The organism is Stenotrophomonas sp. NRRL B-14846 (assembly GCF_050473585.1).
Taxonomy (GTDB): Bacteria; Pseudomonadota; Gammaproteobacteria; order Xanthomonadales; family Xanthomonadaceae; genus Stenotrophomonas.
On sequence record NZ_JBFLUN010000022.1, the window covers coordinates 4,214,858 to 4,228,748 of the forward strand.

Genomic DNA, 13,891 nt, shown 5'->3' on the forward strand with positions numbered 1-13,891 from the left:
GCTTCCATCCACGGCCAGGAGAGAGGGATGGCCGTGGCGGGAACGCGGTTGCAGGCTTAGAAGCGCTGCTGGTACTTCATGTACATGAAGCGGCCGATGTCGAAGCCACCGTAGTAGGTGAAGCTGCTGTTCGGCTGGCTGTACATGATCGGACCCTGGTGGTTGAACACGTTGTTCACGCCCAGCGACACGGTGCCATCCCACGGCAGGCTGTAACGCACCTGCAGGTCGTGGAAGGTATTGGAGCCCACCTTGTTGGTCGGCGACGCGCTGGTGTACGACGAGCTGAAGCCCGGCATGTTGCACTCGTCCATGTACGAGCACTTCTCCTTCATGCTGGAGTAGTAGCGCGCGGTCCAGCCGATGCCGAGGTCGCCGTACTGCCAATCCAGGTTGAAGGTGGAGCGCACGCGGAAGTCGCCGGCCCAACCGGTACGCTGTTCCACCGGGGTGGTGGCGGCGCTGTCGTTGCGCTGCTCCAGGTAGTCGGTGTAGGTGGTGTTCCAGTTGACGGCGAACTTGCCGAACGCGGTGTCCGGCAGGCGGTAGCGCACGTTGATGTCATAGCCGGCGGTTTCGCGGTAGCCCGCATTGACCAGCGAGCGGTCCAGCGCGTTGACCTGGCCGTTGCTGCCACGGGTGAAGCGGCCGCAGGCGGCATCCGAACCCTGCACGTAGCACTGTTCCAGGATGTTGGTCGCCGACTCACCGACGATGGCGTTGTCGATGCGGATCTTCCACCAGTCCAGGCTGACGTCCAGGCCCTGCACGAAGTCCGGGCTGTAGACCAGGCCCACGGTCCAGGTCTTGGCGGTTTCCGGCTTCAGGTCCGGGTTGGAACCCGAGCTGAAATCGGTGGTGGCCTGCTGGCCGGGCTTGGTGGCCACGCTGCCATCGCTGTTGAGCTGGCGGAAGTTGGCCGGCACCTTCAGCGCCTGGCAACGGGCAGCAACGGTCGGGCTGCTGGCGGCGGTACCGAAGGAGGTATCGCACGGGTCGGTGAACGAGTCGCGGCTGCTGACGGTGCCGCCGTACAGGTCATCCACGGTCGGCGCACGGAAGCCGGTGCCGTAGGTGGCGCGCACCAGCAGGCTGTCGATTGGCTTCCACTTCAGGCCGAACTTGCTGTTGGTGGTCGAACCGAAGTTGTTGTAGTCCGAGTAGCGACCGGCCATGTCCAGCGACAGTTCGCGGGCGAACGGCAGGTCGGCCAGCAGCGGCACCTGCAGCTCCAGGTAGACCTCGTTGAGCGAGTAGTTGCCGCGGGTCGGCTGGCCGCTGGTGCCGGCGATCTCGCCCTTCTGCACCATCGTGTCCGGGGTGTAGCTGGCTTCTTCGCTGCGGTGCTCGAAGCCCATCGCGGCCAGGATGTCGCCGGCAGGCAGGGTGAACAGCGAACCGGAGATGTTGCCGCTGGCGACCTTGGTGGTGCTCTGCATCTTGTCGACGAAGCGGGTGAACAGGTAGTCCTGCACGTCCTGGTTGCTCAGCGAGCCCGGGCCGGTGTAACCCATCGGGGCGGCCGGGTTCCACGGCACGCAGCCGGCGATCACTGCGCCCGGCGCGCCGCAGCGGGCCACGTTGCCGTCCATGAAGGACGGGCCGACGGCCAGGTTGACGTGCGGCTGGTACATGCTGCCGGTACCGATGCGCTCGCCTTCGTTGCGGTTGTACATGTAGTTGACGTTCCAGTCCCAGTACCGCGAACCGGTTTCGAAGCTGCCTTCCAGGCCGATGCTGGCGCGCTTGGTTTCCAGGTTGTTCTCGGTGCCGCGCGGCAGTTCCTCGGTGCGGTGCGCGAACAGCGCGTCCTGGCCCCACAGGTTGAACGCGCTGTCCTTGGACAGGGCGGCACGGCTGCCATTGCGGGCTTGTGCGGCGCTGACCGAGTACGGGTAACCGGCCAGGTGCTTGGTCGATTCGCGCTTGCTGTACAGCGCGTCGGCGACGATGCGCAGGTTGTCGGTGATCGAGAAGCCACCGTTGGCGAACACCGAGGTGCGTTCCAGGCCGGTCAGCAGGCTCATGTTCGACTTGGTGTTGGCACCATCGGCCGGGTCCGGCGCATGGAAGTTGCCGGCCTTGCTCGGGTCGCCGCCCGGGCCCACGGTCAGGTTCTTGCCACCGACGGTGACGTAGCCCCACGGAGTATTGCCGTTGAGGCCATCGTTGGGGTGGCGCGGGCCGTTGGTGTAACGGCTGAACTCGCGGTCCTTGCCCAGCACCTCGTCTTCCTTGGTGCGCTCGGCGCCCACGCTGAACCAGCCGCGCTCGAAGGTCTTGCCGAAGGTCGCGCTGTAGGCGCGCTTCTGGCCGTCACCCTGGCCGTACTGGCCGACATAGACGCTGGCTTCGCCACCATCGAAATTCTTGCGGGTGATGATGTTGACCACACCGGCGATGGCATCGGAGCCGTACAGCGCGGAGGCGCCGTCGGTCAGCACTTCCACGCGCTCGACGATGGACGACGGGATCGAGGCCAGGTCGGAGTAACCGCCGGCGCTGACGCCCATGCGGCGGCCGTCGATCAGCACCAGGCTGCGTTCCGGGCCCAGGTTGCGCAGGCTGACGTACATGCCGCCGAAGTCGCGCGAGGAGGTCAGCGAAGACGCGCGGCTCATGCTCGGCGCACCGGCGGCAGGAATGTCCTGCAGGATGTCGGCGACGTTGACGTAGCCCTTCTTCTCGATCTCGGCGCGGTTGAGCGCGACCACCGGCTGTGCGGTTTCGACACTGGCCTGGCGGATGCGCGAGCCGGTGATTTCGATGCGGTCGAGGTTGGTCGGGGTATCGCCGGCGCTCTGTGCGAAGGCGGGGGTGGTGCAGCTGGCGGCCAGCGCGATGACGATCGCGTTGCGCAGCGGATTGGTTTTCAGGGACATCCGTGAAATCTCGTGTTTCAGTAAAAACAAGCGCCCGTTCTATGGGCGCGTGGGGTGCTGCAAACCAACGTGGGGGGCGCGATTCTAGAATGTTTCCATTCGTAACTGTTTGTCTCCGCGCTGCGCGATGTGCGCGAAAATGAATCGCAACCAACAATCCACAGACGCGCTGTGCGCAGCGTCACGCGCGCTGCGTTTGCGATGGGCAGAGGCATCGATAGCGGCGGGATTCCTGCAATCTGTAGCAGCGCATGTGTGCACGCATCCATCCACGCATGGCGTGGATCTACTGCACCCAGATCGCGGTCAGATCCCTTCGCGTAGCGAAGGGATCTGACCCCGCCAACGAAAAAGGGACGGAGCCTTCGCTCCGTCCCCCTGCGTGATGCGCAGTCTGTCGCTGCGTGATGCTCAGGTTTCGCGCAGCGCCGTGGTGATCGGCAAACGTGCCGCGCGCAGCGCCGGGAACAGGCCGCCGACCAGGCCGATGCCCAATGCCCATTTCAGTCCGGTCCACAGCAGTTCCGGCGACACATGGAACTTGAACACCACCGCGCTGAAATTGCTGCCGATGGTGGACACGCTGTAGCCATTGAACAGCAGCCACGCCACTGCGCAACCGAGCAGGCCGCCGAGCAGGGCCAGCAGCATCGTCTCCAGCATCACCGCCGTCACCACCGGCAGGCCGCGGAAGCCGATCGCACGCATGGTGGCGATCTCACGCGCACGCGTGGCCACCGCCGCGTACATGGTGTTGAGCGCGCCGAACACGGCACCCACCGCCATGATGGTGCCGATCACCTTGCCGAGGATGTCGATCAGCTTGGTCAGCCCGCCGCCCTGCTTGCTGTAGTAGACGCGAGTGGTTTCCACGTCCAGCTTCAGGCGCGGGTCGGCGGCGACGGCGGCCTTGAACTGCTCGAAGCCGGGTTTGCCATCGGTGCGCACGCTGATCGACTGCCAGGCACTGCGCTGGTAGGTGGTGGCCAGCGTATCGGCGTCGGTCCACAGTTCCGAATCATGCGCATCGCCGGTGGCGAACACACCCACCACGGTCCAGGTCTGGTTGCCCAGGGTCAGCGTCTTGCCGACCTCCATGTCGCGGAACTGGCCCTTGGCGCCCTGGCCGACCACGATCTCGCGCAGGCCGGTGGCGAACTTGCGGCCCTCGACGATCTTGACCTTGTCATGCACCGCCCACGCCTGCGGGCCCACGCCGCGGAACTGCGCGTTGACGTCGGTGCCATCGGACTTCGACACCAGGTTGACCACCTGCGACAGCTCCGGCGAGAGTAGCGGCCGGCCCTGCGCATCGCGGCTGATGCCGGGCAGGGTGGACAGCATCGGTACCTGCTCGCGGGTGATCACCGAGTTGGTCTCGGCCTGCGAGCCACCGCGCAGCACGATGGCGGTGGTGTCATCGCCGGTGTTGTTGAGCGTGGCCTGGAAGCCTTCGCCCATCGCCAGCATCGCCACCAGCACGCCGACCACGCCGGCGATGCCGACCACGATCACCGAGGATGCGCCCCAGCGCTGCGGCAGGCTGGCCACGCCGATGCGGGTGGCGGCCAGCGCCAGTCGCCCACCGCGGGTCAGCAGCAGCCACAGTGCCACCAGCACGGCCACGGCCAGCACGCCGATCCACGGCAGGCTGATCCACAGCACCAGGCCGATCACCAGCAGCAGCACCGTCACGCCGTTGCCCAGCCACTTCTTGAGTTTGCTCTTGAACATGTCTGTGTTCTCCTCAGCGGCCGGCCAGTGCGTCGACGATCTTCAGGCGCTTGGCACGCAGCGCCGGCAACAGGCCGACGATGATGCCGATCACCACGATCAGGCCCAGCCCCATCAGCCAGGTCGGCGTCGGCACGTGTGGCGGCAGCATGCCCATGCTCTTCGGGCCGATGGCCGGCAGGATCAGGGCGGCCAGGCCCATGCCGATCAGGCCGCCCAGGCCGATCAGCAGCACCGACTCCACCATCACCAGGGTCAGCACGGTGCTGTCCTTGAAGCCCAGCGTCTTCAGCGTGGCCAGCTCCGGCACGCGCTCGCGCACCGCCTGCGCCATGGTGTTGCCGGTCAACAGCAGCAGGGTGAAGAACACCGCGCCCATGATCGAGGTGACGATCATGCCGATATCCGCGAACTGCTTGACGAAGGCCTGCTGGAACGCCGATTCGGTCTGGGTCTTGGTCTCGTGGTCGGAGTTGGCCGAAATCGCGTCGATCGCCTGCGCCACCCGCGAGGAGTGGTCCGGGTTGTCCAGCGTCACCGTGTACCAGCTCACCTGGTTCTTGATGTAGTCGTTGGATTCATCGAAGTACTTCCAGTTCATCATCAGCTGGCGTTCTTCATTGGCGGCCAGCGCACGGTCCTTGGAGCGGTAGATGCCCTTGAGCACCAGTGGCCAGTCGTTGCTGCCGCCGCGCGGGAAGATCGTTGCCTGCAGCGGGATGGTGTCGCCGATCTTCCAGCCGAACTGCTTGGCCAGGGTCTCGCCGACGATGGCGCCGGTGCGGGTCTGCTTCCAGTCCTCCAGCTGTGCCGGGTCGATCTGCAGCTCGCGGTAGACATCGAAGTAGTTGGGTGACACCGAGAAGTTCGGGAAGAAGTTCTTCGGGTCCTGGTAGATGCCGCCGAACCACATGCCATAGGCCACGTCGCGCACGCCGGCCACCTGCCGCACCTGGGCTTCCAGGCGGATCGGCAGCGACTGGGTGATCGACAGCCGCGAAGCGACCACCAGGCGGTTGGCGCCTTCCACGCTGCCGCCGGAGGTGAATGCCACGCGCACCGAATCGAGCATGCCGAACAGCAGGAACGCGGCCACCACGGAGAGCAGGGTCAACAACGTGCGGGTACGGCTGCGGAACAGCTGCGCCCACACCAACGAGAAGTATTTCATCGCCGTGGCCTCCGTCAGTGGGCCAGCGGCGCGTCGGCCAGCTCGCCCTTGTCCAGGTGCACCGTATGCGTGGCGTACTCGGCGGCCTTCGGGTCATGGGTGACCATGATGATGGTCTTGCCATGCTCGCGGTTGAGCTGCTGCAGCAGGCCGAGGATCTCCTCGGCGGACTGGCGGTCGAGGTCGCCGGTGGGTTCGTCGCAGATCAGGAAGGTCGGGTCGGAGACGATCGCCCGGGCGATTGCCACGCGCTGCTGCTGGCCACCGGACAGTTCATTCGGGCGGTGGCTGCGGCGGTCGGCCAGGCCGACCAGGGTCAGCGCGATCTCCGCGTTGCGGCGGCGCTGCGCGGCATTGAGGTGGGTCAGCAGCAGCGGCAGCTCCACGTTCTTCTGCGCGGTCAGCATCGGCATCAGGTTGTAGAACTGGAACACGAAGCCGACATGGTGGCTGCGCCAGGTCGACAGCTGGCCGCCGCTCATCTGGTCGATGCGCTCGCCTTCGATGCTGATCTCGCCGCCGCTGGGGTTGTCCAGGCCACCGATCAGGTTGAGCAGGGTGGTTTTGCCCGAGCCGGACGGGCCCATCAGCGCGACGAAGTCGCCGCTGGCGATGTCCAGGTCGATGCCGTGCAGCACCTGCACTTTCTCGGGGCCACGCTGGTAGGTCTTGGTGATGTTGCGCAGTGAAACCAGGGTCGACATGGGTGGTTCTCCACGGAAGGCGGGAAACGGGGAAGCGCCACGGCGGGGGCCGCAGGCGTGCGTCGAGCGGTGCTGCCGGCGGCGCCCGTGGGCGCCAGGCCGTTACTGCGCTTGTTTCTGTTGCACCTTGGTGCCATCACGCAGCGTGTCCGGCGGGTTCACTACCACCGATTCACCTGCGCTCACGCCCTTGAGAATCTGGCGGTCCTTGCCCATCGCCTGGCCGGCCTCGACCGTGCGCTGCTGCACTCGGCTCTCGTCACCCAGCACGAAGGCCACCGAGGCGCCCTCGCGCTGGACCACGGCGCTCGCCGGCACGCGCACGCCCTGCGGTTTGGCGGCCGCCTGCGGCTGCGCCTGCTCCAGGAAGCTGACCCGCACGCCCATCTCCGGCACGATGCGCGGGTCCTTCACCTTCAGCGCCACGCGCACCTTCACCGTGGCCTTGCCGCGGTCGGCGGTGGGGATGATGGCGATCACCTCGCCGGGAATCTTCCACTCCGGATAGGCGTTGAGCGTGGCTTCCACCGGCATCTTCGGCTGCACGCGGCCGATGAAGGCCTCGCCGACCTCGACTTCGATCTCCAGCGAGTCCATGTCGACGATGGTGCCGATGCCGGTACGGGTGAAGCCGCCGCCGGCCGACAGCGGCGAGACGATTTCACCCGGTTGCGCGGCCTTGGCGGTGACCACGCCGGAGAACGGCGCGCGCACCACGTTGTTGTCCACGCCCAGATCGGCGATGGCCAGCTGGTCGTGGGCGACCTTGACGTTGCGCTGTGCGGTATCCAGCTGGGCACGCAGGCTGTCGCGCTGGGCCACCGCCTGGTCGTACTGCGAGCGCGACACCAGCTGCTGGCCGACCAGCGCCTGCAGGCGGCTGGCCTCGGCGGCGGCCTGCTTCTGCTGTGCCTCCAGCCCGGCGACCTGGCTGCGTGCGGCCTGCAGCTGCGAGGCATACAGGCTGCGCTGCGCGTCGGCATCGATCGGGTCCAGGGTGGCCATGATCTGGCCCTGCTCCACGCGCATGCCTTCCTCGATCATCACCTCGCGCACCTTGCCGGTGATCTTGGCCGAGACCGTGGCCATGCGCCGGGCGACCACGTAGCCGCTGGCGTCGAGCACCGAACTGCTGGCGCTGCCCTGCTGGATGGCCACGGCGGGGGCGGTTTCCACGTCCACCGCCGGCGCGCGGCCGAACAGGGCGAAGGCGACAGCAGCCAGCAGCACCACGACCACGATGATCGCGATCCACAGCCAGCGGCGGCCGCCGCCACTGCCACCGGAGGCGGGCGGCGGCGATTTGCGGTCGATACGGAGTTCCTTCAACAGCTCGGCAGAAGCGTTCATTCGTTCCATCACAGGCGTTCGGGCGGGTGTGGCCGGAAGAGCGGACGGCGGCGGTTCCGGCGGTGGAGCGTGCGGCACAGCATGAAGGCAGGCACAGCGATGACGGCAGTGACAGCTGTCACCCGATGACACTGACGGCGGCAACTGCGAAACGTGACCACGGCGGCACAGGATGGCAACGTCCCCGCTACCGGTACCGCCCATGGATCCGATCGCCCCGTCGCTGGCCCGCCTGCAGCAGGTGCAGGTGCGCTACCGCGACCATACCGCCCTGCATGGCATCGACCTGCAGGTCCGCGCTGGCCAGGTGCTGGCATTGCTGGGCCGCAACGGTGCCGGCAAGAGTACCGCGATCAGCGTGCTGTTGGGCCTGCGCCGGGCCGACGCCGGCCAGGTCGAACTGCTCGGCGGCGACCCGCAGCAGCGCGCCAGCCGTATCGGCCTGGGCGTGATGCTGCAGAGCACCAGCCTGCCGCCGATGCTGCAGGTGGACGAACTGGTGGCGCAGGCCGGCGCCTGCTATCCCGACCCGATGCCGCTGCAGGAGGTGCTGCGGCGCGCTGGCCTGCAGGCGCTTGCAGGCCGCCGCTATGGCCAGCTGTCCGGCGGCCAGCAGCGTGCGGTGCAGTTCGCCATCGCCCTGTGTGGGCGCCCGCGCGTGCTGTTCCTGGATGAGCCCACCACCGGCCTGGACATCCAGGCGCGGCAGGCGATGTGGCAGGCGATCCGGCAGCTGGTGGCCGAAGGCTGCGGCGTGCTGCTGACCACCCACTATCTGGAAGAAGCTGAAGCGCTGGCACAGCAGGTGGTGGTGCTGGAGCAGGGCCGGGTATTGGCCGATGCCCCGCTGAGCGAGCTGCGCCTGGCCGACCGGCCGCGTCGGATTCGTTGCCGCAGTGGGTTGCCCATTGAGGACGTGCAGCAGTGGCCGGGCGTGCAGGAGGTGCAGCGCGATGGCGAATACCTGCAGCTGCTGGCGAGCCCGGCCGAGCCGGTGGTGGCCCGCCTGCTGGCCGCCGATGCGCAGCTGCGCGAACTGGAAGTACAGGGCGCGGCGCTGGCCGACGCCTTCCTCGACATGACCCGGGAGGCCGCATGAACACCCTGATCCGCACCGCGGGGCAACCGCTGCCTGTGTGGCGGCAGGTACTGCGCCCCTACCGTGCCGAACTGGTGGCCGAACTGCGCCGCGCCTGGCGTACGCCGGCGTTCGCGGTGCCCTCGCTGCTGTTCCCGGTGCTGTTCTACCTGCTGTTCGGCGTGCTGCTCGGGCGCGGTCACGCGCCGCTGTACCTGCTGGCCACCTACTGTGTGTTCGGTGCGATGGCCCCGGCCCTGTTCGGCTTCGGCGTGCAGCTGGCGCTGGACCGCGAAGGCGGCCTGCTGACCCTCAAGCGCGCGCTGCCGATGCCAGCGGCGGCACCGCTGCTGGCACGGCTGGCCATGGCGGTGATGTTCGCGCTGCTGGTGGCATCGCTGTTGATCGGCGTGGCGCGGGTGTTCGGTGGCGTGCAGCTGCACGCGCTGCAGGTGCTGCAGCTGCTGGCGGTGGCGGGACTGGCGGCGCTGCCACTGGGGGCGATCGGCCTGCTGATCGGCAGCCATGTCAGTGCCAGTGCGGCGCCAGCGATGGTCAACCTGGTCTACCTGCCGCTGGCCCTGCTGTCGGGCCTGTGGCTGCCGCTGTCGGCGCTGCCCACGGTGTTCTCGACGATGGCACCGCTGTGGCCGACATGGCATCTGGCACAGCTGGCATTGCCGGTGGTCGGGCTGCCATCCATCGGCAGTCTCGCCGGCCATCTGCTGGTGCTGCTGGCGGTCACGGTGGTGGCGCTGCTGTTGGCACGGCGCCGCCTGCGCCGGATCGGCTGAACTGGCATGATCGGCAGCGATCGTCCCCGCCTGGATCCTCCCGTGCCACCGAGCTGGCTTGCCTCCCTGCTGCGCCCCGCGCCGGATTCGGCGGTGGCCGAGCTGCTGCGACGTGGCAAATCGCCCTGGAGCAGTGCGATCCACCTGCTGTGGTCGGTATGGATCTTCCTCACCCCGGTGTTGGGGAGCGGCTTCACCCTGCGCTGGGTGTTGCTGACCCTGGTCAGCTATCCGCTGTTCCTGCTGTTCTACGCCAAGGTGATGCTGGCGCCACGGCACCATGCATGGCGCTATGCGCTGGGCATGATCGTGATGGCCCTGGTACTGCTGCCGTGGTATCCCTCGGGACTGAGCTATTTCGTGTTCGGCTGCGTGATGATCCGCATGAGCAGCCGCGGCGGCTGGTGGCAGTACCTGCTGCAGCTCACCGGGCTGAACCTTCTGTTCTGCGGCACCGCGCTGTACTTCGGTTATCCGTGGCAGGCCATGGTGTGGATGCCGGCGGTCTCGTTCATCGTCGGGCTGGTAGTGAACGTGGAGGCCCTGAGCCAGCAGCGCGACGTTGCACTGCAGCTGTCCCAGGACGAGGTGCGTCGGCTGGCGACCACCGCCGAGCGCGAGCGTATCGGCCGCGACCTGCACGACCTGCTGGGCCATACCCTGTCGCTGATCACGCTGAAGCTGGAACTGGCGCGCAAGCTGCACGACCGCGGTGATGCACGCGCGCGGCAGGAGATCGGCGAGGCCGAGGACATCGCCCGCGAAGCGCTGGCACAGGTGCGCAGTGCAGTGACCGGCATCCGCGCCAGTGACCTCGCTGGCGAGCTGGCATCGGCACGCCTGCTGCTGGAATGCCAGCAGGTACATCTGCAGTACACGACGCCACCTGCCATGCCGGTGGAGGTGGAACGTGGCCTGGCGCTGGTGCTGCGCGAGGCGGCAACCAACATCGTCCGCCATGCGCAGGCGACCCGGGTCCAGGTGGATTTCATGCTTGAGGAACGACAGTTGGCGATGCAGATACGCGATGACGGCCGTGGCGGCGTGCAGGCCGAGGGCAATGGACTGTGCGGCATGCGTGAGCGGGCCGCAGCACTGGGTGGCCAGCTGACGCTGCAGTCACCGCGCGGGGCGGGCACCGTGCTGACGGTGCGCGTGCCGTTGATGGCCGCGACCACGCCGCTGTCGTCCACGTCGTTGGCGCAGGACGGTGCCGCATGATCCGCATCCTGCTGGCCGAGGATCAAGCGATGGTGCGCGGCGCACTGTCGGCGCTGCTGGGCCTGGAGCCGGATATCGAGGTGCTGGGCAGCGCCGCTGATGGCGAAACCGCGTGGCGGATGCTGCAGCAGCTGCAACCGGACATCCTGGTCACCGACATCGAGATGCCTGGCTTGTCCGGTCTGGAACTGGCGCAGCGCATCGCCCGCCAGGAACTGCCGATCAAGGTGGTGATCGTGACCACCTTCGCCCGTGCCGGCTTCCTGCGCCGCGCGCTGGAGGCGGGCGTGCTGGGCTACCTGCTGAAGGACGCACCGGCCGAGAACCTGGCCGAAGCCCTGCGCAAGGTGAAACAGGGCATCCGCGCGATCGACCCGCAGCTGGCACTGGATGCGTGGTCGCAGGCCGACCCGCTGACCGACCGTGAGCGCCGCGTGCTGCGGCTGGCGGGCGAGGGCCGCACCGCCAGCGAGATCGCCGAGCAGCTGGGGTTGTCGCACGGTACAGTGCGCAATTACCTGTCCGAGTGCATCGGCAAGCTGGGCGTGGCCAATCGCATCGAAGCGTACCGGCTGGCGCGGCAGAAGGGGTGGTTGTAGCGGCGCCCTGCTGTTCCCAATGATGTCGTTTCCGCGACCGCGGGTGGGTGTCACTTTCTTTGCTCGTGCACCGCGCTGCAGGAGCAGCGTGGAACGGCGTAGCCGGCCCGCAGGGTGGCGCACATGGATGTGCGCCATCAAGAAAGTAACCAAAGAAACACGCCGCCAGAGCGCGAGCCGTCGCTGCGCGCCGGTTCCCTGCGCTTCTCGGTGAATCAGGGGACGGCGCCGAACTCGCTGCGCTCAGACACCGGCGCCTCTTCGCCCCTGATTCCCCTGCGATGCTCGGCTCGCTCAAGGCGGACCCAACGTCAAAGACAAAAGCTGCACCCAGTAGATCCACGCCGCGCGTGGATGCTCTTGTTGTTGATCTTGACCTTCAAGTCCGCCTTGAGCGAGCCGAGCACCGCAGGTCCGGCGAGGGCGAAGAGGCGCGGGTGTCTGAGCGCAGCGAGTTCCCGCGCCGTCCCTCGACGGACCGAGGAGCGCAGGGCATCGGCGTGCGAAGCACGCCGGCTCGCGGCCGGCGGAGCGTTTCTTTGGTTACTTTCTTGATGGCGCACATCCATGTGCGCCACCCTACGGGCCGGCTGCGCCGTTCCACGCTGCTCCTGCAGCGCGGTGCACGAGCAAAGAAAGTGACACCCCTCCGCGGTCGCGGAAACGATCCGCCGGGAACGCCCGGCGAACCCGCTCAATCCTTCCCGCGCGCCATCGCCTGGAACACCCCATCACGCCGCACCCACAGGTGGAACAGCGCCGCACCCACGTGCATCAGCACCGTGGCGAACAACACATAGGCCAGCAGGCTGTGCGCGTTACGCAACGCGGCATACAGCGCCGGGGTGTGCGGCACGATCGGCGGCAGGTGCAGGCCGCCCCACAGCACGATCGGGTAACCGCCGGCCGACAGCATCGCCCAGCCGATCAGCGGCATTGCCAGCATCAGTGCGTACAGCATCCAGTGCGAGGCCTTCGCTGCCAGCACCTGCCAGGCGGGCAGGTCGGAAGGCAGTGGCGGCGGGCGATGGCGCAGCCGGTTGTACAGGCGCAGCAGCACCAGTACGCCGATGGCGATGCCCAATGGGCGGTGCAGGTCGATCAGCATCGGCCGCAGGTGCAGCGAGGCGACCATGGTCACGCCGATGAACAGCATGGCGATGATCATCAGCGCCATGGACCAGTGCAGCACGCGCGCGAGCAGGTTGAAGTGGCCGTTGCCGGTGCTCATCGTGCGGCCTCCTTCGGTTGCTCGACGTTGCCGGTGGCGCGCTCGCGTTCGCGGCGGTTGAAGGACTGCGAGTACACGGCGGAGCGGGCCGCCAGGATCGGATCGTCACTGCCACGCACGCCACTGGGCAGGATCAGCGGATCGAAATTGATCTGCCCGCACGCGCCCTGTTCCTGCGACTGCATGCGGTCCAGGCTGAGCACGCCGGCCACGACCTGATCACGCGACTCGGGCCACGGTACCGACGGATCATCGATGGCATCGCCGGGCTCGGCGGTGGTCACGACCAGGTTCCAGCGCACCGGGCCGCTGGCCAGGCGCTGCTGCAGTTCCTGGCTGAGGAAATCGACGCTGGCCTGCTTGCGCGTCTCCGCATCCATCTCAACCACCGGCGCCTGCGGTTGCCAGCGCCAGCGCACCGCGCGTTTCTGCCCCTGCGCGTTGGTGAACCAGAAGCTGTTGACGCTGTTGAAGGTGGTGTCGGCCCAGCTGCTGGTCCACGGCGCGGTCTTGGCCCACTGCTGGAAGGCCTGTGCACTGGGGTATTTCGCCAGCACCGCGGCCATCTTCTGCGGGTCGTGCTTGCCAGTGGCCGGGTCCGGGATGGAGGCGCGCGTCTGCTCGTAGAACGCCTTGGCGTTGGGCACGGCGAAGAACGGGAAGCTGTTCATCGCCATGCGCCATTCCTGGCCATCATCGCCGACCATCTGCACTGCGAGGCTGCGTACGCGCGCGGTGTTGTCGGCGCCGTAGGGGTCGCCGCCGCCGATCGACAGGCGGCCCATCACCGGCACGCGGCGCTGCGAGAACACCCGTGCGCTGGACAGGGTGGGGGCCTGCGCGCTGGGTTCGAACCAGCCACTCACGCAGATGCCCTTGCTGTGCGCACGGCGGAAGCCGGGATGGGCCGGGCCGGTGGCCTCGATGGTGTCGGTGAAGCGCTGCGCGGTGAGGCGGTCGCCAATCCAGCCGGCCAGCCAGGCAAAGGCCAGTGCGACGGCGCCCAGAATGAGCGCGATCAGTGCGATCCAGAGCAGCGGCGAATGCCTGCGCGGTGCGCCCGCCGTCTGGCCGGCACGGGTGTAGCGGAAGAGCGACATGGTCGGAGTCCTGCCTTCACGGAGCGT

The 13,891-nt window shown here is 67.5% G+C and carries 11 protein-coding genes; 4 read left to right on the forward strand and 7 right to left on the reverse strand.

The window, feature by feature from the left end; translation table 11 throughout:
• Positions 1 to 56 precede the first annotated feature (56 nt).
• From AB1281_RS21535 to AB1281_RS21555, 5 genes are all read right to left on the reverse strand, one after another.
• Positions 57 to 2,882 (reverse strand): TonB-dependent receptor, encoded by a 2,826-nt coding sequence (locus tag AB1281_RS21535; protein WP_430346946.1) that lies wholly within the window; start codon positions 2,880 to 2,882, stop codon positions 57 to 59.
• A gap of 411 nt (positions 2,883 to 3,293) precedes the next feature.
• The gene (locus AB1281_RS21540) at positions 3,294 to 4,616 is read right to left on the reverse strand and encodes an ABC transporter permease (protein WP_430346947.1); all 1,323 of its coding nucleotides are present in this window, start codon (positions 4,614 to 4,616) and stop codon (positions 3,294 to 3,296) included.
• A gap of 13 nt (positions 4,617 to 4,629) precedes the next feature.
• A complete protein-coding gene (locus tag AB1281_RS21545) occupies positions 4,630 to 5,787 on the reverse strand; it encodes an ABC transporter permease (protein ID WP_014035671.1) in 1,158 nt (385 codons plus the stop codon).
• Between the two features lie 14 nt (positions 5,788 to 5,801).
• A complete protein-coding gene (locus tag AB1281_RS21550; protein WP_004137569.1) occupies positions 5,802 to 6,491 on the reverse strand; it encodes an ABC transporter ATP-binding protein in 690 nt (229 codons plus the stop codon).
• 102 nt (positions 6,492 to 6,593) lie between these two features.
• The gene (locus tag AB1281_RS21555; protein WP_430346948.1) at positions 6,594 to 7,841 is read right to left on the reverse strand and encodes an efflux RND transporter periplasmic adaptor subunit; all 1,248 of its coding nucleotides are present in this window, start codon (positions 7,839 to 7,841) and stop codon (positions 6,594 to 6,596) included.
• Positions 7,842 to 8,043: 202 nt separating this feature from the next.
• On the opposite strand from AB1281_RS21555, the gene AB1281_RS21560 reads away from it, so the two are divergent.
• Genes AB1281_RS21560 through AB1281_RS21575 form a run of 4 tightly spaced genes read left to right on the forward strand, consistent with a single transcriptional unit; the run spans position 8,044 to position 11,533 of the window.
• Positions 8,044 to 8,940 carry an ABC transporter ATP-binding protein gene (locus AB1281_RS21560; RefSeq protein ID WP_430346949.1) on the forward strand — a complete coding sequence of 299 codons (897 nt, stop codon included), beginning with the start codon at positions 8,044 to 8,046 and terminating at the stop codon, positions 8,938 to 8,940.
• Positions 8,937 to 9,713 (forward strand): ABC transporter permease, encoded by a 777-nt coding sequence (locus AB1281_RS21565; protein ID WP_430346950.1) that lies wholly within the window; start codon positions 8,937 to 8,939, stop codon positions 9,711 to 9,713. The genes AB1281_RS21560 and AB1281_RS21565 overlap by 4 nt, the downstream gene beginning before the upstream one ends.
• Before the next feature lie 6 nt (positions 9,714 to 9,719).
• A complete protein-coding gene (locus AB1281_RS21570; RefSeq protein WP_430346951.1) occupies positions 9,720 to 10,934 on the forward strand; it encodes a sensor histidine kinase in 1,215 nt (404 codons plus the stop codon).
• On the forward strand, positions 10,931 to 11,533 hold the full coding sequence (locus AB1281_RS21575; protein WP_075675585.1) for a response regulator transcription factor: 603 nt from the start codon (positions 10,931 to 10,933) through the stop codon (positions 11,531 to 11,533). Before AB1281_RS21570 ends, AB1281_RS21575 begins: the two co-directional genes overlap by 4 nt.
• Before the next feature lie 694 nt (positions 11,534 to 12,227).
• Here the strand turns inward: AB1281_RS21575 and AB1281_RS21580 are convergent.
• Together AB1281_RS21580 and AB1281_RS21585 are read right to left on the reverse strand one after the other, a co-directional pair.
• Positions 12,228 to 12,764, reverse strand: a complete 537-nt coding sequence (locus AB1281_RS21580) for a cytochrome b (protein ID WP_075675584.1) — start codon at positions 12,762 to 12,764, stop codon at positions 12,228 to 12,230.
• Complete coding sequence (locus AB1281_RS21585) at positions 12,761 to 13,864, reverse strand: catalase family peroxidase (protein ID WP_430346952.1); 1,104 nt, start codon at positions 13,862 to 13,864, stop codon at positions 12,761 to 12,763. Before AB1281_RS21585 ends, AB1281_RS21580 begins: the two co-directional genes overlap by 4 nt.
• Positions 13,865 to 13,891: the final 27 nt, after the last annotated feature.